This window comes from Streptomyces sp. NBC_00370, assembly GCF_036084755.1.
In the GTDB taxonomy this organism is placed as follows: domain Bacteria; phylum Actinomycetota; class Actinomycetes; order Streptomycetales; family Streptomycetaceae; genus Streptomyces.
This window is the reverse complement of sequence record NZ_CP107968.1, coordinates 2745004-2760930: the sequence shown is the minus strand read 5'-3', so window position 1 is coordinate 2760930 and position 15927 is coordinate 2745004. Positions and strand designations below refer to the sequence as shown.

The 15927-nt window shown below is 70.5% G+C and carries 16 protein-coding genes; 11 read left to right on the top strand and 5 right to left on the bottom strand.

Features of this window, described 5'->3' with window-relative positions; translation table 11 throughout:
• Nucleotide 1: 1 nt before the first annotated feature.
• On the bottom strand, nt 2-943 hold the full coding sequence (locus tag OHS57_RS12155; protein ID WP_443042879.1) for a metal ABC transporter substrate-binding protein: 942 nt from the start codon (nt 941-943) through the stop codon (nt 2-4).
• A 168-nt stretch (nt 944-1111) separates the two neighbouring features.
• Here OHS57_RS12155 and OHS57_RS12150 point away from each other — a divergent pair, with 168 nt between their 5' ends.
• The 3 genes from OHS57_RS12150 to OHS57_RS12140 all read left to right on the top strand — a co-directional run bounded on the left by OHS57_RS12150 (nt 1112) and on the right by OHS57_RS12140 (nt 3194).
• The gene (locus OHS57_RS12150; protein WP_041989993.1) at nt 1112-2494 is read left to right on the top strand and encodes a glycine--tRNA ligase; all 1383 of its coding nucleotides are present in this window, start codon (nt 1112-1114) and stop codon (nt 2492-2494) included.
• Nucleotides 2495-2607: 113 nt separating this feature from the next.
• Nucleotides 2608-2814, top strand: coding sequence for a hypothetical protein (locus OHS57_RS12145; protein WP_041989996.1), 207 nt, complete (start codon nt 2608-2610; stop codon nt 2812-2814).
• 161 nt (nt 2815-2975) lie between these two features.
• The gene (locus OHS57_RS12140; protein WP_041989999.1) at nt 2976-3194 is read left to right on the top strand and encodes a DUF6243 family protein; all 219 of its coding nucleotides are present in this window, start codon (nt 2976-2978) and stop codon (nt 3192-3194) included.
• Nucleotides 3195-3277: 83 nt separating this feature from the next.
• On the opposite strand, the gene OHS57_RS12135 is transcribed toward OHS57_RS12140, so the two are convergent.
• Nucleotides 3278-4672, bottom strand: coding sequence for an MFS transporter (locus OHS57_RS12135; RefSeq protein ID WP_328585050.1), 1395 nt, complete (start codon nt 4670-4672; stop codon nt 3278-3280).
• Between the two features lie 164 nt (nt 4673-4836).
• On the opposite strand from OHS57_RS12135, the gene OHS57_RS12130 reads away from it, so the two are divergent.
• Nucleotides 4837-5715, top strand: coding sequence for a helix-turn-helix transcriptional regulator (locus OHS57_RS12130; RefSeq protein WP_041990002.1), 879 nt, complete (start codon nt 4837-4839; stop codon nt 5713-5715).
• Nucleotides 5716-5745: 30 nt separating this feature from the next.
• Here the strand turns inward: OHS57_RS12130 and OHS57_RS12125 are convergent, their stop codons facing one another.
• Both OHS57_RS12125 and OHS57_RS12120 read right to left on the bottom strand, forming a co-directional pair.
• Complete coding sequence (locus OHS57_RS12125; RefSeq protein ID WP_328581920.1) at nt 5746-6942, bottom strand: esterase-like activity of phytase family protein; 1197 nt, start codon at nt 6940-6942, stop codon at nt 5746-5748.
• Between the two features lie 58 nt (nt 6943-7000).
• Complete coding sequence (locus OHS57_RS12120; protein WP_328581919.1) at nt 7001-8461, bottom strand: MFS transporter; 1461 nt, start codon at nt 8459-8461, stop codon at nt 7001-7003.
• Between the two features lie 77 nt (nt 8462-8538).
• Here OHS57_RS12120 and dusB point away from each other — a divergent pair, with 77 nt between their 5' ends.
• Genes dusB through OHS57_RS12100 form a run of 4 tightly spaced genes read left to right on the top strand, consistent with a single transcriptional unit; the run spans nt 8539 to nt 11800 of the window.
• Nucleotides 8539-9693, top strand: a complete 1155-nt coding sequence (dusB, locus tag OHS57_RS12115; protein WP_041990008.1) for a tRNA dihydrouridine synthase DusB — start codon at nt 8539-8541, stop codon at nt 9691-9693.
• Nucleotides 9694-9751: 58 nt separating this feature from the next.
• Nucleotides 9752-10606 carry a GNAT family N-acetyltransferase gene (locus OHS57_RS12110; protein ID WP_328581918.1) on the top strand — a complete coding sequence of 285 codons (855 nt, stop codon included), beginning with the start codon at nt 9752-9754 and terminating at the stop codon, nt 10604-10606.
• A gap of 17 nt (nt 10607-10623) precedes the next feature.
• On the top strand, nt 10624-11556 hold the full coding sequence (locus tag OHS57_RS12105) for a GNAT family N-acetyltransferase (RefSeq protein WP_328581917.1): 933 nt from the start codon (nt 10624-10626) through the stop codon (nt 11554-11556).
• A 13-nt stretch (nt 11557-11569) separates the two neighbouring features.
• Entirely contained in the window at nt 11570-11800 is a 231-nt protein-coding gene (locus OHS57_RS12100) for a hypothetical protein (protein ID WP_041990018.1), read from the top strand.
• A 13-nt stretch (nt 11801-11813) separates the two neighbouring features.
• On the opposite strand, the gene OHS57_RS12095 is transcribed toward OHS57_RS12100, so the two are convergent.
• Nucleotides 11814-12584 carry a GntR family transcriptional regulator gene (locus OHS57_RS12095; protein ID WP_041990021.1) on the bottom strand — a complete coding sequence of 257 codons (771 nt, stop codon included), beginning with the start codon at nt 12582-12584 and terminating at the stop codon, nt 11814-11816.
• 326 nt (nt 12585-12910) lie between these two features.
• Here OHS57_RS12095 and OHS57_RS12090 point away from each other — a divergent pair, with 326 nt between their 5' ends.
• From OHS57_RS12090 to OHS57_RS12080, 3 genes are read left to right on the top strand one after another with little or no spacing between them, the layout of a single operon-like run.
• On the top strand, nt 12911-14086 hold the full coding sequence (locus OHS57_RS12090) for an ABC transporter substrate-binding protein (protein ID WP_078863661.1): 1176 nt from the start codon (nt 12911-12913) through the stop codon (nt 14084-14086).
• Nucleotides 14086-15003 carry an ABC transporter permease gene (locus OHS57_RS12085; RefSeq protein ID WP_328581916.1) on the top strand — a complete coding sequence of 306 codons (918 nt, stop codon included), beginning with the start codon at nt 14086-14088 and terminating at the stop codon, nt 15001-15003. The genes OHS57_RS12090 and OHS57_RS12085 overlap by 1 nt, the downstream gene beginning before the upstream one ends.
• Nucleotides 14991-15926, top strand: a complete 936-nt coding sequence (locus OHS57_RS12080) for an ABC transporter permease (protein WP_078863662.1) — start codon at nt 14991-14993, stop codon at nt 15924-15926. Before OHS57_RS12085 ends, OHS57_RS12080 begins: the two co-directional genes overlap by 13 nt.
• Nucleotide 15927: the final 1 nt, after the last annotated feature.

Here is a 15927-nt window from a genome sequence, read left to right as displayed (position 1 = left end):
TTCACTTCGCTCCCAGCGCCGTGCGCAGCGCGACGAGGTTGGACCGCATGACTGCGATGTAGTCAGCGCCCTTGGACTGGTCCGTGATTCCCTCGACCGGGTCGAGGACGTCGGTCCGCAGCCCCGAGTTGCCCGCGATCGTCTTCGCGAGCTTGTCGCTGACGAGCGTCTCGAAGAAGACGGTGCCGACATGGTCACGCGCGGCGACGTCGCCCAGGTCCTTCACCCGGGCCGGGCTCGGCTCCGACTCCGGGTCGATCCCGACGATGGCCTCCTGGCGCAGTCCGTAGCGCTGCGCGAGATAGCCGAAGGCCGCGTGGGTGGTGATGAAGGTCCTGGTGGCGGTGTGGGCGAGGCCCTGCCGGTACGCGGTGTCGAGGGCGCCGAGGCGGCCGGTCAGCGCGGCGGTGTTCGTCGCGTAGTCGGCGGCGTGGTCGGGGTCCGTCTTCGCCAGGGCGGCGCCGACCCCCTCGGCGATCTTGCCGAACCGTACGGGATCGAGCCAGATGTGCGGGTCGTTCTTCCGCGGGGAGCCGAGGGGGGCCGCGTCCAGCACGTTCTTGGCGTCCGACACCTTCACGGCGTCGTCCACGGCGGGCGCGATGCCCTTCAGGTAGACGACGAGACCCGATTCACCGAGCCTGGTGATCTCCCGGGGCTTGAGTTCCAGATCGTGCGGTTCGACGCCGGGCGGGGTGAGGGTGGTGACGGAGACGTGGTCGCCGCCGATCTGCTGGACCAGATACCGCAGGGGATAGAAGGAGGCCGTCACCGCCAGCTTGCCGCCGCTCCTGCCGTCCACGATGTCGGCCGTTCCCTTCCCCGGGGCGCCGCAGCCGGACAGCGCGACCAGGCCGAGGGCGAGGGCACCCGCCAGACCGGCGCCGGATATCAGCCGCAGGCGGGCCGGAGGTCGGGGACGGCGTGCGTTCATGACAGTCATTTTCAACAAAAACGATAACGGTTGTCAACAACGCCGGTTTCGGTGCCGGAAAAGCCGGTTGTGGCGGCGTTGTGGCGCCGTCGTGCGCAACCGATTTGATCCGAGGGGTGCGCCCGCCGCTAATCTGAAGCATTCGCCGTTCGTCGCCGTCGTAATGAAGAGAGCACCGTGGCCGCCGACAAGATCGACACCATCGTCAACCTGAGCAAGCGCCGTGGCTTCGTCTACCCGTCCAGTGAGATCTACGGTGGTCAGCGAGCCGCCTGGGACTACGGGCCGCTCGGAGTCGAGCTGAAGGAGAACATCAAGCGCCAGTGGTGGCGCCACATGGTCACCTCGCGCGAGGACGTCGTCGGTATCGACTCGTCGGTGATCCTGGCCACCGAGGTGTGGGAGGCGTCGGGTCACGTCGCCACCTTCACCGACCCGCTGACCGAGTGCACCTCCTGTCACAAGCGCTTCCGCGCCGACCACCTGGAGGAGGCGTACGAGGAGAAGCACGGCAAGGCCCCGCTGAACGGCCTCGCCGACATCAACTGCCCCAACTGCGGCAACAAGGGCACGTTCACCGAGCCCAAGTCCTTCTCGGGGCTGCTGTCCACGCATCTCGGCCCGACCCAGGACACCGGCTCCGTCGCGTACCTGCGCCCCGAGACCGCGCAGGGCATCTTCACCAACTTCGCGCAGGTGCAGCAGACTTCGCGTAAGAAGCCGCCGTTCGGCATCGCGCAGATGGGCAAGTCCTTCCGGAACGAGATCACTCCGGGCAACTTCATCTTCCGCACCCGCGAGTTCGAGCAGATGGAGATGGAGTTCTTCGTCAAGCCGGGCGAGGACGAGAAGTGGCACGAGTACTGGATGGAGCAGCGCTGGGGCTGGTACCGCGACCTGGGCATGCGCGAGGAGAACATGCGCTGGTTCGAGCACGCGCAGGAGAAGCTCGCGCACTACGCCAAGCGCACCGTGGACATCGAGTACCGCTTCTCGTTCGGCGGCAGCGAGTGGGGCGAGCTGGAAGGCGTCGCCAACCGCACCGACTACGACCTCTCCGTGCACTCCAAGGCGTCGGGCCACGACCTGTCGTTCTTCGACCAGGAGGCCGGCGAGCGCTGGACGCCGTACGTCATCGAGCCGGCCGCCGGTGTCGGCCGCGCGATGCTGGCCTTCATGCTGGACGCGTACAACGAGGACGAGGCGCCCAACGCGAAGGGCGTGCTGGAGAAGCGCACCGTGATGCGGCTCGACCCGCGGCTCTCGCCGGTCAAGGTCGCCGTGCTGCCGCTGTCCCGCAACCCGCAGCTCTCGCCGAAGGCCAAGGGCCTCGCCGAGGACCTGCGGCGCAACTGGAACATCGAGTTCGACGACGCGGGCGCCATCGGCCGCCGTTACCGCCGCCAGGACGAGATCGGCACGCCGTTCTGCGTCACGGTCGACTTCGACACCCTTGAGGACAACGCGGTGACGGTCCGCGAGCGCGACACGATGCAGCAGGAGCGCGTCTCGCTGGACCAGATCCAGGGGTACCTGGGCAGCAGGCTGCTCGGCTGCTGACCTTCCGCCGGTAACCCCGGCAGATCACGGTCGCGGCTCGAAGCCCCCGGTTCCGTTACGGAGCCGGGGGCTTCGTTGCAGACTGGGGTGTGTACGCGTCAACAGGAGGCATGATGGCGTCCACGACGAGCAGCAAGGTCAGCAGATGGGACCAGCACGGGCGTGAACATGTGGTCCGGGTCGAAAAGGCGGGCGTGCAGCGGACCTTGAGCTGTGACACCTGCGACTGGAGCAAGAGCGTGCAGTTCCTGCCGTGGCTGAAGGCCGAGGAACATCTCGCGGAGGCGCACCAGGCGACGGTGGACCCGACGACCGGCTGACGGATAAACCGGTAACGCCGCCGGTCCGGGCGGTGGTAGCGTCACAACCATGCGTATCACGGGCATGTTCTTCCAGATCTACGAGTGAGAGCGCGGCGGTCACCGACCGCCCCCTCGCCGACGAATCCGCAGATCACTTCTCATCAGTTCGGGAGAACCCCGTGGCCAAGAGCCGGAACAACCTCCTCGGCGTGGGCGGACAGCGTAAGAAGCTGTCCCGCGCGGAACAGCAGGGCAACGGCCCGGCGCGCAACGCCGACCGTAAGGCCGCCGACGAGAACAAGCAGGAACTGCTGCGCAAGATGCGCGAGCGGGCCGGCCACCCGGCCGGCGAGGAGCAGGAGTCGCCCGAGGCGCCTGCCGCGACGACAGAAGACTGACCGGCCTTTTCGCAAGCCGAGTGGGGCCCGGATCACCGAGGTGGTGATCCGGGCCCCATGTCGTTCATCCGCACGGCGCCGCGTCAGCCGACGGCGCGGGGCAGCCGCAGGCTCAGCAGCAACGTGAGGACGACGGCGCCCAGTTGTACGAGCAGCGTCACGGCCAGGGCGTCCCGCATCCCCGACCCGGCGGCCAGGCTCAGGAAGAGCGAGCCCAGCGTCGCCACGCCCAGCGCAAGCGCGGACTGCTGCGTCGTGACCATCACGCCGCTGCCCACCCCGGCCCGCTCGGCCGGGATCTCCGACAGCACGATGCGGAAGATGACCGGGAGCTGGAGCCCCTGGCCGAAACCGGCGATCGCGGTGCCGGGCAGCAGCGCCCAGGCGTCGAGGGACGACCAGTCGTGCCACACCGTGAAGGCCAGCAGCGCGATACCCACGGCCTGGATCAGCGCGCCGGCGGTGACCACCAGGCTGCCGTACCGCCGTACCAGCCGGGGGCCCGCCAGCGAGGCGACGAAGAAGGTGGCGGCGAGCGGCACCAGCGCCACACCGGACGCGACAGCGCCCATGCCCAGGCCCTGCTGGAGGGCGACGGCGATGACGAACATGAACCCGCCGAAGCCGATCGAGAAGGGCACGACGAGCGCGAGCCCCCGGCGCAGCGGCACGATCTCGAACAGGCTCGGCGGCACCAGCGGCGTACGGCCCTGCCGGTCGGCCCGCCGCTCGACGGCGAGGAAGGCGAGCGCGGCGACGGGGAAGAGACCGAGCGAGACCCAGGTCCACACCGGCCAGCCCGCGGCCCGGCCCTCGGTGAGCGGTGCGAGCAGCGTCGACAGCGTGGCGGCGAGCAGCAGTGTTCCCGGTACGTCGATGGGCGCGGGCCGCTGCGAGCGGGTCTCAGGCACCGTACGGACGGCGAGCAGCACGCCGGCGACCGCGACGGGTACGTTCACGAGGAAGATCGCCCGCCAGCCGGATCCCGCGATGTCGGCGGCGACCAGTACCCCGCCGAGGATCTGCCCGACGACCATCGCGAGGCCCGCCGTCGCGCCGTACATGCTGAGCGCCTTGGCCCGGCGCGGACCCGAGGTCGCCGAGTGGATGGTGGCGAGCACCTGCGGCAGCATCAGCGCCGCTGCGGCGCCCTGCGCGACGCGCGCCCCGACGAGGGCCCAGGCGCTCGGCGCGAGTCCGCAGGCGAGCGAGGTGAGGCCGAAGGCCGCCATCCCGGCGATGAACAGCCGCCGGCGGCCGAACATGTCCCCGAGCCGCCCGCCGAGGACGAGCAGCACGGCGTACGAGAGCCCGTAGCCCGCGACGACCAGCTCCAGCAGGGCGGGGCCCGCGGCGAGGTCGTGGTCGATGGTGGGCAGGGCGACATTGACGATGAAGAAGTCGATCAGCGGGAGTGAGGCGCCGAGCAGCACGGTGAACAGACCGAGGGCGCCGAGGACGGAGCCGTGGTGGTGGATGACGGGGGCTTCGGTGGTGGCCTCGGAGGAAGTGACGGACGCGGATGCGGATGTTCTACTCACCTGGACGACGATCGTCCTGCTCGCACCCTGGTACCAGAGTGTCTTTATCCTGGTAGAAGCAGTACCTGGCAATGACCCGCCGGCCGAGGCAGGCTGGGGGAATGACGACGAGCGTGCGTGCGCAGGAACCGGATGTACGTCGGCACGAACTCGCGGAGTTCCTGCGCAGCAGGCGCGAGCGCGTCGTCCCCGAACAGGTCGGCCTGCCGCGCGGCAGGCGGCGCCGCACCCCGGGCCTGCGCCGCGAGGAGGTCGCGCATCTGTCGGCCGTGGGGGTCACCTGGTACACGTGGCTGGAGCAGGCGCGTGACATCCAGGTCTCGGCCCAGGTCCTGGACGCGGTGGCCCGCGCGCTGCTCCTCGACCCGAGCGAGCGCGCGCACCTCTTCGCGCTGGCGGGCGCGGTCGACCCGGCGCCGGGGACGGCGTGCCCGACGATCACTCCGGCGCTGCGGGAGATGCTGACGCAGCTCGACCCGTACCCGGCCTGTATCCAGAACAGCCGCTACGACGTCCTCGCGTACAACCGCGCCTACGGCTCGCTGATGTGCGACCTGGACGCCCTGCCGCCCGAGGACCGCAACTGCCTGTGGCTGGCGTTCACGAACGACGACTGGCGGGCGTCGATCGCCAACCGCGAGGAGTCGAGCCGGCTGATGACGGCGCGGTTCCGCGCGGACATGGCGGAACACCTCACGGACCCGGCCTGGAAGACGATGCTGAGCCGTCTGCAGGCGGCGTCGCCGGAGTTCTGCGAGATCTGGGAGCGGCACGAGGTGATGGGCAACCCGGCCAAGACCAAGAAGTTCATCAACGCCAGGGTCGGCCCGCTGAACATGACCCAGACCAGCCTCTGGCTGGGCCCCCGCAACGGCTCCCGGATGGTCAGCTACGTCCCCGTGGACGAGGAGACGCGACTGCGTCTGATCGAGCTCCAGGACCTGCTGCTGAAGGCGGGGAAGGAGCACCAGAACGCCTGAACCGGGAGCCGCGCGGCTGCTGTCTTCCGCTCAGCGGGTGCTGATGCCCAGGGCGACGATCTGGGTGACCGCGTCGTCGGCGAAGTTGTCGTCGCTCACCAGGACCAGGGTCCGTTCGCCGGTCGGCAGGGTGGGGCCCCAGGTCATGCCCTCGGTGTTGTCGACCGTGGACAGCCCCAGGTCGTCGAAGTCGGCGACCAGCTTCTTGCGCATCGGGACGACCCGCTGCCCCGCCAGGGAGTCGATGTCCCGTACGTCGGTCGCGCCGCGGGTGGTGGCGTCGTAGACGCGGATCTTGTAGTCCGAGCCCGCCACCCAGCTCCGTTCGAGGACGAGATAGCGGCTGGGGTCGTCAGGGAAGGCGAGGATCGAGGGCACGCCGGTGTCCGGGCCCCACGGGCTGGACGGGTCGGACGCGGCGAAGATCTTCTCGATGGGGTACGTGAACTGCCCCAGCACCCGGCCCCTGCGGCTCTGCTGCGTGACGCGGACCAGCGCGCCGTGGTCCAGGGTGGGCTCCGGGCCGTCCTGGAGCAGCGGGCCCTCGACCGCGCTGGTCAGCACCCGGTCGCCGGCCCCGAAGGTGATCGCCTCGACGGCCTTGTTCCGCCGCAGGCCCCGGTCCTCCATCGTGACCTCGTAGTTGGGCGGCAGCGGCAGCCGGCCGCGGTAGCCGCCTGAGCGGTCGGCGAACTGGATCGACGGCTGGATCACCGGATCGCTCGCCGACGTGGGCCGGTCACCCTCCTGCGCCCACCAGTAGCGGCAGCTCCGCGGGTCCACCCGGATCTCCTCCGGGTCCACGGCCTTGCCGTCGCGGGTGCTGGCCGGCGGGTAGACCGAGCCGTCCGGCTGGCGGAACGGGTGGGTGCCGGTGAAGTCGACGGAGTGCACCCCGGCGCCGTCCACCCTGATCCGCGCGGTGTAGAAGCGGGCGGGCTGCAGGTTCGAGCGGTCGTCGCTGATCATGGCGTACTCGCCCGTGCACGGATTCCGGTCGATGCCGGACAGCCCGCCAACGGTCGTGTCCTGGAAGTCGAGTTTGCGCGGAACGATCTTCTCGCCCAGCAACCGGGCCTGCGCCCCGAGGGCGGGCCGTACGGCGGCGGACCGTGCGGCGGCGGACCGTCCGGCGGTGTCGTGGGACTGGGCCGCCACCGCGGGGGCCACCGTCGTCGCCAGCATCAGCGCGGCGACGGACGCGCGGCGGATCAGGGAGGATGTCATGCAAGCGATCTTGGCCCCGCGCCCGCCCCGAGCGCAGTCACCCATACGCGTGATGAGGTCACGCAGCGGAGTGACGCACGCGTTCCGCCTGCTGGTTGTCCGGGGAATCCAGCCGTTCGGCGTTGCGCAGGGCCGTGCCTCTGGCCCAGTGACCGCTGGTCAGCAGGCCGACCACCAGGACGATGACACCGGCGGCCGTGATGATCCAGAACGCCGGGTGGCTCGCCGTCGCGAACTTCGCCGCGTACGAGGACGAGCCGACGCCCGACGCCAGGACCGCGCCGATCACCGCCACTCCCAGCGTCTGGCCGATCTGCCGGCTCGTCGAGGCGACGGACGCGGCGACGCCCGCCTGGGAGCGGGGCATGCCCGACACCGCGGTGTTGGTGATCGGCGCGTTCACGAAGCCGAAGCCGATGCCGAACAGGACGTAGCCCGTGAAGAGCAGCACGTTGTGCGTCTCCGCGTGGAAGGCGGCGAACAGCGTTCCGCTGGCCGCCATGCCGATGCCGGCGATCAGCAGCGGGATGCGCGGTCCCCAGTTCCCGACCAGCCGTCCCGACAGCGGGGCGCAGACGAAGGTCATCGCCGCCATCGGCAGCATGTAGAGCCCCGCGTGCATCGCGGTGAGACCCCGGACGTCCTGCAGGTAGAGGGTGTTCAGGAACAGGAACCCGCCGAGCGCGCCCGAGGCGCAGACCGCGATCACCGTCGCGCCGCTGAACGGCGCGCTGCGGAAGAAGCGCAGGTCGATCAGTGGCTCGTAGCGCCGTGGCTCGTAGAACAGCAGGCCGATCAGGGAGAGCACCGCCACCGAGGCGAAGGTCAGGATCAGCGGCGAGAGGAAGCCCGCCGCGGGCGCCTCGATGATCGCGTAGGTCAGCGCGCCGAGGAGGCCGATCACCAGCACCTGACCGACCGGGTCCGGCCTGCGCGGCTTCGGCGCGCGGGACTCGGGGACGAAGCGCCAGGTCAGGATCAGCGCCGTGATGCCCACCGGGATGTTGACCCAGAAGATCGAGCGCCAGCCGACCGAGTCCACCAGCAGACCGCCGATCAGCGGCCCGGCCGACATCGAGATGCCGATGGTGCCGCCCCACGCGCCGATCGCGCGGGCGCGCTCGCGCGGGTCGGTGAAGGTGTTGGTGATGATCGACATCGCCACGGGGTTGAGCATCGAGCCGCCGACCGCCTGCACCATGCGGAAGACGACGAGCAGTTCGAGGTTGGGCGCGATGGAGCAGAGCCCCGAGCCGAGGGTGAAGACGACCAGCCCGATCTTGAAGACCTTGCGCCGGCCGATCCGGTCGGCGGTGGAGCCCGAGAGCATCAGCAGGGAGGCGAGCACCAGGGTGTACGCGTCGATGGTCCACTGCAGTCCGGAGACCGAGGTGTGCAGTTCCTTCTGCATCGACGGCAGGGCGACGTTGAGGACGGTGTTGTCGAGGCTCACGATCAGCAGGCTCATACAGCAGATCGCGAGCACCAGCATGCGCCGTCGGCGGCTGAGCTCGGGCATACAAGGATAGTACGGCTAACTAACAACTTAGCCGTACGGGACATCAGGGCACCGCCGCCATACGTGACAATGGACGTATGACAGCCCCACTTGCTCCCACGACCGCCGCGCCGCTGGCCATCGGCCCGTACCCGGTGACCCCGCCCGTGGTGCTCGCACCCATGGCCGGGATCACCAACGCGCCGTTCCGGACGCTGTGCCGTGAGTTCTCCGGCGGCAAGGGGCTGTTCGTCAGTGAGATGATCACCACACGGGCGCTGGTCGAGCGCAACGAGAAGACGATGCAGCTCATCCGCTTCGACGCGTCCGAGACTCCCCGCTCGATCCAGCTGTACGGAGTCGATCCGGTCACCGTAGGCAAGGCCGTCCGCATGATCGTGGACGAGGGCCTCGCCGACCACATCGACCTCAACTTCGGCTGCCCCGTGCCCAAGGTCACCCGCAAGGGCGGCGGCTCGGCCCTGCCGTACAAGCGGCCGCTGCTGCGCGCGATCCTCCACGAGGCCGTCACCAACGCGGGCGAGCTGCCCGTCACGATGAAGATGCGCAAGGGCATCGACGACGACCACATGACGTACCTCGACGCGGGCCGGATCGCGGTCGAGACCGGTGTCACGGCCATCGCGCTGCACGGCAGGACAGCGGCCCAGCACTACGGCGGCACCGCCGACTGGGACGCGATCGCGCGGCTGAAGGAGCACGTTCCGGAGATCCCGGTCCTCGGCAACGGCGACATCTGGTCCGCGGACGACGCGCTGCGCATGGTGCGTGAGACCGGCTGTGACGGCGTCGTCGTCGGCCGGGGCTGCCTGGGCAGGCCGTGGCTCTTCGGCGACCTCGTCGCGGCCTTCGAAGGGACGGGCGAGACGCTGCGGCCGACGCTGCGCGAGGTCACGAAGGTCATGCGGCGCCATGCCGAGCTGCTGGGGGAGTGGATCGGCGACGAGGCGCGCGGGGTGATCGACTTCCGCAAGCATGTGGCCTGGTACCTGAAGGGCTTCTCGGTCGGCTCGCAGCTGCGCAGGGAACTGGCGATCACCTCGTCCCTGGCCGAACTCGACTCGCTGATGGCCGGGTTGGACCTCGACCAGCCGTGGCCGGACGGCGCGGACGGACCGCGCGGCCGTACGTCGGGCAACAACAGGGTCGTCCTGCCGGACGGTTGGCTGAAGGACCCGTACGACTGCGCGGGGATCGGCGCCGACGCCGAACTCGACACCTCGGGCGGCTGACCCGTCCCGTCGGTAATGCGGTGGCGGTCCGTGCGAGCCCGGTGCTTGGATGCGCGGCATGACCTCCGCCTCCGCACAACAGACCTTGCTGGACAAGCTCGACACGTACTACGACGCGGTACCGCGCGCGGCGGCCCGGGTCGAGGACCACGGGTCGCTGACCTTGTTCGTCAGGACCGACCCCGGGTGGCCGTACTACGCCCGGCCGACCAGGGGTGCGTCGGGCGTCGTCGAGCCGGCGGACGTGGCGCGGGTGCGGGCCCGGCAGCGCGAACTGGGCGTCCCGGAGAGCTTCGAGTGGGTGGCGGAGACCACGCCCTCGCTGCGGGCGGCGGTCGAGGCCTCGGCGGGGCTCGTCATCCAGGAGCACCCGCTGATGGTGCTTCCCCCGGACGCCGAACTGCCCGCCGGAGCAGCCGAAACAGCGGTCGAGGGGGTGTCCGTACGGATCGTGGGCGCGGACGATCCCGCGCTGGCCGGCGCCCTGGCGGCGCCGCGGCTCGCCTTCGCCGCCCCCGGAACGGGCCTGGGGGAAGCAGGAGTTGACCAACTGGCCGCCGCCGCAAGGGAGACGGCGGCCGACGGGTCCGTGGCGCGGGTGGCCGCCCGTATCGGCGCCGGGCTGACGGCGGTGGCCGCGGCGGTGGCGGACGGCCTCGCCCTGTGCGCGGGCCAGCATCAACCGGTGGGCAGGGTCAGCGAGATCGTCGGCGTGGGCACGCTGCCCGCCGCCCGCCGCCAGGGCCTCGCGCTCGCGGTCACCGCAGCGCTGGTGACCGACGCACGGGCGCGCGGCGTGGACACGGTCTTCCTGTCGGCGGACGACGAGACCGTCGCCCGTATCTATGCGCGGCTGGGCTTCCGCCGGATCGGTACGGCGCTGACGGCCGAACCGGCCACGGCGGATCACTAGAGAACGGGGAGAGTTCGATGCGGGACGGGTACGTACTCCGGAGCCCGGTGGAGGCCGATCTGCCGGCGGTGGCCGAAGCGGTGAGCGCCGCCGAGCGGGCGAGCGACCCCACGGCCGCCGCCAGGACCGTGGCCGGCTTCCGGCACGAGTGGGCGTCGCTGGACCCCGCGAGGGACGTCTGGGTCGTCACCGGACCCGACGGCGAGGTGTGCGGATACGGGCAGGTCGGCGGCGTGCGCGAGGGGCGAGTGATCGGCGACGCGTACACCCGTCCCGGCCATCTCGGCCAGGGCGTCGGTACGGCGCTGCTGACCCGGATGGAGGCACGCGCCGCCGAACTGCCGCGGCCCGTCGTGCTGGTGAACTACGTCCTGCTCGACGGCGCCGCCGACCGGATGCTGCGTGCCCGCGGGTACGCGCGGACCCGTGTCCACCAGCGGATGCGGATCGCCGTCGACGGACCGCGGGAGAAGCCGGTCTGGCCGGACGGCGTCACGGTGCGCTCCTGCGACGGGACTTCGGAGGATCTGCTGCGCGTCCACGAATGCGCGGAGGACAGCTTCGGCGACCGCTGGGGCCACGCGCCGCGCTCGTACGACGAATGGGCCGCCGACCTGCTCTACGAAGGGTTCGACCCGGACCTCTGGCTCCTCGCCGAACGCGACGGGCGGACGGTGGGCGTGGCCCTGTGCCAGCTGCGTGAGGTCGAGGGCCGACCGGCCGGTGAGGTAAGCCAGTTGGGGGTGCGGCGGGAGGCCAGACGGCTCGGTCTCGGCCGGTCGCTGCTGCTGGCGAGCTTCGCGCTCTTCGCCGGACGGGGGATCGACTCCGTCGGGCTCGACGTCGACAGCACGAGCCCGACCGGCGCGCACCGGCTCTACGAGCGGGTCGGGATGAAGACGACGACGGGCATCGCCCAGTTCGAGCGCGCGCTGTCCACGGACGGATAGGGAGGACCCGGTCATGCCCGCACCCACCGGCTTCAGTTACGAGCGGCACACCGACGGCAGCGTGGTCATCACCCACCAGGGGCGGTCGGCGGCCACGCTACGCGGCTCACGCGCCGACAAGTTCCTGGGGCAAGTGGCCTCGGGGGACGCCCAGTTGGTGATGGCGCGCTGGACCGGCTCGTACAAGTTCGGCAACGAACGCACCGCCCGCGACCACCCCCGCAACCGCGGCAACCGGCGCTAGGTGAATCCCGGCCTCAGGACCGGCCCGTCTGCTGCACCACGTCCGGCCCCGCGTGCCGCTCAAGCGGCGTCGCCGCCGCCGAGTTGGAGACGCTGAAGGCGACCGTGCCCGCCCGGTAGCGGTCGTCGGTCCACTCGATCGGGCGGCCAGCCGCCGTGTACGTCAGATAGCGCTGCCGCAGCAGCGGGCTGCCCCTGCGCACCCGCAGCAGCCGCGCGTCCTCGCTGCCCGTGGCGACGGCGTCGAGCAGATGCTCGCCGTAGTGCGCCACGATCCCGGCCTCCTCGGCGATGCTGTTCATGATCGACACACAGTCGTCGGGCAGGGCCTGGACGGCCGGTGCCACCCAGTCCGTGTAGGCGGTGCGCTCCACCATCACCGGCTCGCCGTCCAGATGGCGCAACCGCAGGACGTACAGCACCTGCGCGCCGGGGTCGATGCCGAGCCTGGACGCCTCCTCGGCCGTCGCCGTCCGCGTCGTACGGCTGAGGATGCGGCTCGCCACCTCGCTGCCCATCGCCTGTGCCCACTGGGCGAAGCTGTTGAGCTGCTGGAAGCTGTGCCGGCGCTCCTGGCGCAGCACCACGCGGCGGGCGCCCTGCCGGGAGCCGATCAGGCCCTCCGAGGCGAGCAGTCCGACCGCCTGGCGGACCGTACCGCGCGAGGCCGACCAGTGGGCCGCCAGGTCGCTCTCCGACGGCAGGTGCGCGCCCACGGGGTAGTCGCCGGACAGGATCGACTGCCGCAGCGCCTCCGCGATCTCCAGATAGCGCGAACTCCCCACACTGGCCCCCTCGGTCGGTCCCGCCCGCGTTGAGCGCGCTGCCGGCGGTCATGCGTGAACTGTGTACAGGAGCGCTTCCCCGTCGCGCACCTGACCTTCACTGTAACCGCATATGAATCCCTGACCGCCACCCCGGTCCGCCCCCTGCCACCCGCCCGTACGTGCCGTGAATCCCCGGCGTTCTGGCGCTTTGTGGGCGTTTTGGTCTTCCACGCCTCGTGCCGTCAAGGTCATCGGACGTTAACCGTGCGGACACCTTGACCGGGCGAACTGGTGCCAGCTTGTATGAACAAGTGAAACCTTCATTTGCCCCCGGGAGACACCGCGTGACCCGACTTCGCGTACGCGCCAACGGCCGGCTGATAGCCGCGCTGGCGCTCAGCACCGCCGCACTCACCGCGCTCACCGCCTGTGGCGCCAAGTCCGACTCCGACACCCCCGCCGACGCCGGCGGCTCCGCCGGTGTGAAGGCCGATGCCGCCACCTCCGTGGCGGACTTCGGCGGTCTGGCCGGTCTGGTCAAGGCGGCGGAGAAGGAAGGCACACTCAACGCGATCGCCCTGCCGCCGGACTGGGCCAACTACGGCGAGATCATCAAGGGCTTCGAGGCCAAGTACAAGGTCAAGATCAAGGACGAGACGCCGGACGCCGCCAGCGCCGACGAGATCAACGCGATCAAGTCCCGCAAGGGCCAGGACCGCGCCCCCGACGTCGTCGACCTGGGCAGCCCCTTCGACCGCAGCGGAGCGGCCGAGGGCCTCTTCGCGGCGTACAAGGTCGCCTCCTACGACAAGATCCCCGCCGCCCAGAAGGACCCGAACGGCCTCTGGTACAACGACTACGGCGGGTACATCTCCATCGGCTGCGACGCCAAACGCGTCAAGGTCTGCCCGACGACCTTCGCCGATCTGCTCAAGCCCGAGTACAAGGGCAAGGTCGCCCTCAACGGCAACCCCAACAAGTCCGGTTCGGCCTTCGGCGGCGTCTACGCGGCCTCCCTCGCCAACAAGGGCAGCTTCTCCGACATCCAGCCCGGGATCGACTTCTTCGGCAAGCTGAAGAAGAGCGGCAACTTCATCCCCGTCGAGTCCACCCCCGCGACGGTCCAGAAGGGCGAGACGCCCATCTCGATCGACTGGGACTACCTCAACGCCGGTTACGCCGACCAGTTCAAGGGCAAGGGCGTCGACTGGCAGGTCGCCGTCCCGGCCGACGGCTCGTACGCCCAGTACTACTCGCAGGCGATCAACAAGGACGCGCCGCACCCGGCCGCCGCCCGCCTGTGGATGGAGTACCTGTACAGCGCCGAGGGCCAGAACCTCTTCCTCAAGGGCTACGCCCGCCCCGTCCTGCTGCCCTCCATGACCGAGGACGGCTCCGTCGACAAGACCTTCGTCACCAAGCTCCCCAAGGTCGAAGGCACCCCCGAGTTCCCCGAGGCCAAGGACCTGGACAGCGTCAAGGCCGTCCTCGCCAAGAACTGGGACAAGGCCGTCAGCTGATGGCGGACCACACCCTGCCCGCGCCGGGCACCACTCCGCCCGCACCGGGCGCCGCCGACGGCACCCGCCGTCGGCGGCGGGCGCCGCGCGCCTGGCTCGGCGCCCTCCCGCTGCTCGTGTTCGCCGGCATCTGCTTCGGACTGCCGGTCGGCGCCGTGGTGTACGGGGCGTTCACGACGAAGGACACGGCCACCGGCGTCACCTCGGCGACCGGCGCCAACGTCAGCACCTCGCTCCAGGGCCCGTACCTGACCTCCCTGACCGGCAGCGTCGAACTGTCCGCGCTGACCGCCCTGATCGGCACCGTGCTCGGCATGCTGATCGCCCAGGCCGTCGTCACGTCCCGGCGCGGCGCGCTGCGGGAGTCCGTACTGACCGCCTCCGGCGTCCTCGCCAACTTCGGCGGCGTACCGCTCGCCTTCGCCTTCGTCGCGACCCTCGGCATCTCGGGCGTCGTCACGCAGTACGCGCACCTGGACGCGGCCGGCTGGAACCTGTACTCCTTCACCGGACTCACCGTGATCTACCTGTACTTCCTGGTGCCGCTGATGGTGCTGGTCAGCGTCCCCGCGCTGGACGGCCTGCGCCCGCAGTGGCGGGAGGCGGCGCAGAACGCGGGGGCCACCACCTGGCAGTTCTGGCGCCATGTCGGACTGCCCGTCCTCATGCCCACCCTGCTCGGCGGGTTCGTGCTGCTCTTCGGCAGCGCCTTCGCCGCGTACGCCACGGCGGCGGCGCTCGTCGGCGGTTCCGTACCCCTGGTGACGCTGAAGATCGCCGACGCGCTGTCCGGCAACGTCCAGGTCGGCCAGGAGAACGTCGCGCTCGCCCTGAGCCTCGACATGATCGTGATCGCCGGTCTGGTGATGGTGGTCTATCTGCCCCTCCAGCGACGGAGCACCCGATGGCTGCACTGACACCCACAGCGGCGGACGCCCCGAGCCGCACAGCGCCGCCCGCGGGCCGCGTCCGCAGGCAGCGCCGCCGCCCGCGTATCTGGCGCGGCGCCGTCCTGGTCCTGGCCGGGATCTACTTCGTCGTGCCGCTGCTCGCCTCGTTCGTCTTCACCGTCCACACCCCGGGCCAGGGCGTCTCCTTCGACGCCTACACCGGGATCCTGTCCGCCGACGGATTCTCCAAGAGCCTGCTGCTCTCGCTCGGCCTGGCCGGCTGCACCATCGTGCTGTCGCTGCTGCTGGCCGTGCCGGCGCTCGTCGCCGTACGGCTCGGCGCGCCCCGGCTGCGGCCCGTCGTCGAGGTCATCTGCATGCTGCCGCTGGTGGTGCCGCCGATCGCGCTGGTCAGCGGGATCACGACCGTACTGCGCTGGGGCCCCGACCACTTGTCCACGACCCCGCTCTACCAGACCTTCATCGTCGTGCAGGACGAGTCGTTCCCACTGGTGCTCGTCATCGCCTACACCGTGCTCGCGCTGCCGTTCGTGTACCGCTCGCTGGACGCGGGGCTGCGCGCCGTCGACATCCCCACGCTCGTGGAGGCGGCCCGCAACTGCGGGGCGAGCATGCCGTACACGGTCGTCCGGGTGATCCTGCCCAACCTGCGCTCGTCGCTGGCCGGCGCGTCCTTCCTCACCCTGGCGCTGGTGCTCGGCGAATACACCATCGCGGCGCTCCTCGGCTATCAGCCCTTCGCCGTCTGGATCGTCACCATCTCCGGTTCCCAGGCGCAGGTTTCGGTCGCCGTCTCGCTGCTCAGCCTGCTCATCGCCTGGGCGCTGCTGATGGTCCTCTCCCGGGCCGGGGCACGGGCGGCGGCCGGCGCTTCGGCGGCCCCCGCGGGCGGCCCTGCCACCACAACTCCCCTCTCCGGCAAGGAGTAGC

Coding starts and splice junctions, on each gene's coding strand:
- OHS57_RS12155 (WP_443042879.1), bottom strand. CDS start 943: ATGACTGTCATGAACGCACGCCGTCCCCGACCTCCGGCCCGCCTGCGG.
- OHS57_RS12145 (WP_041989996.1), top strand. CDS start 2,608: ATGGCGTCCACGACGAGCAGCAAGGTCAGCAGATGGGACCAGCACGGG.
- OHS57_RS12130 (WP_041990002.1), top strand. CDS start 4,837: ATGACGACGAGCGTGCGTGCGCAGGAACCGGATGTACGTCGGCACGAA.
- OHS57_RS12125 (WP_328581920.1), bottom strand. CDS start 6,942: ATGACATCCTCCCTGATCCGCCGCGCGTCCGTCGCCGCGCTGATGCTG.
- OHS57_RS12120 (WP_328581919.1), bottom strand. CDS start 8,461: ATGCCCGAGCTCAGCCGCCGACGGCGCATGCTGGTGCTCGCGATCTGC.
- dusB (WP_041990008.1), top strand. CDS start 8,539: ATGACAGCCCCACTTGCTCCCACGACCGCCGCGCCGCTGGCCATCGGC.
- OHS57_RS12110 (WP_328581918.1), top strand. CDS start 9,752: ATGACCTCCGCCTCCGCACAACAGACCTTGCTGGACAAGCTCGACACG.
- OHS57_RS12105 (WP_328581917.1), top strand. CDS start 10,624: ATGCGGGACGGGTACGTACTCCGGAGCCCGGTGGAGGCCGATCTGCCG.
- OHS57_RS12100 (WP_041990018.1), top strand. CDS start 11,570: ATGCCCGCACCCACCGGCTTCAGTTACGAGCGGCACACCGACGGCAGC.
- OHS57_RS12085 (WP_328581916.1), top strand. CDS start 14,086: ATGGCGGACCACACCCTGCCCGCGCCGGGCACCACTCCGCCCGCACCG.
- OHS57_RS12080 (WP_078863662.1), top strand. CDS start 14,991: ATGGCTGCACTGACACCCACAGCGGCGGACGCCCCGAGCCGCACAGCG.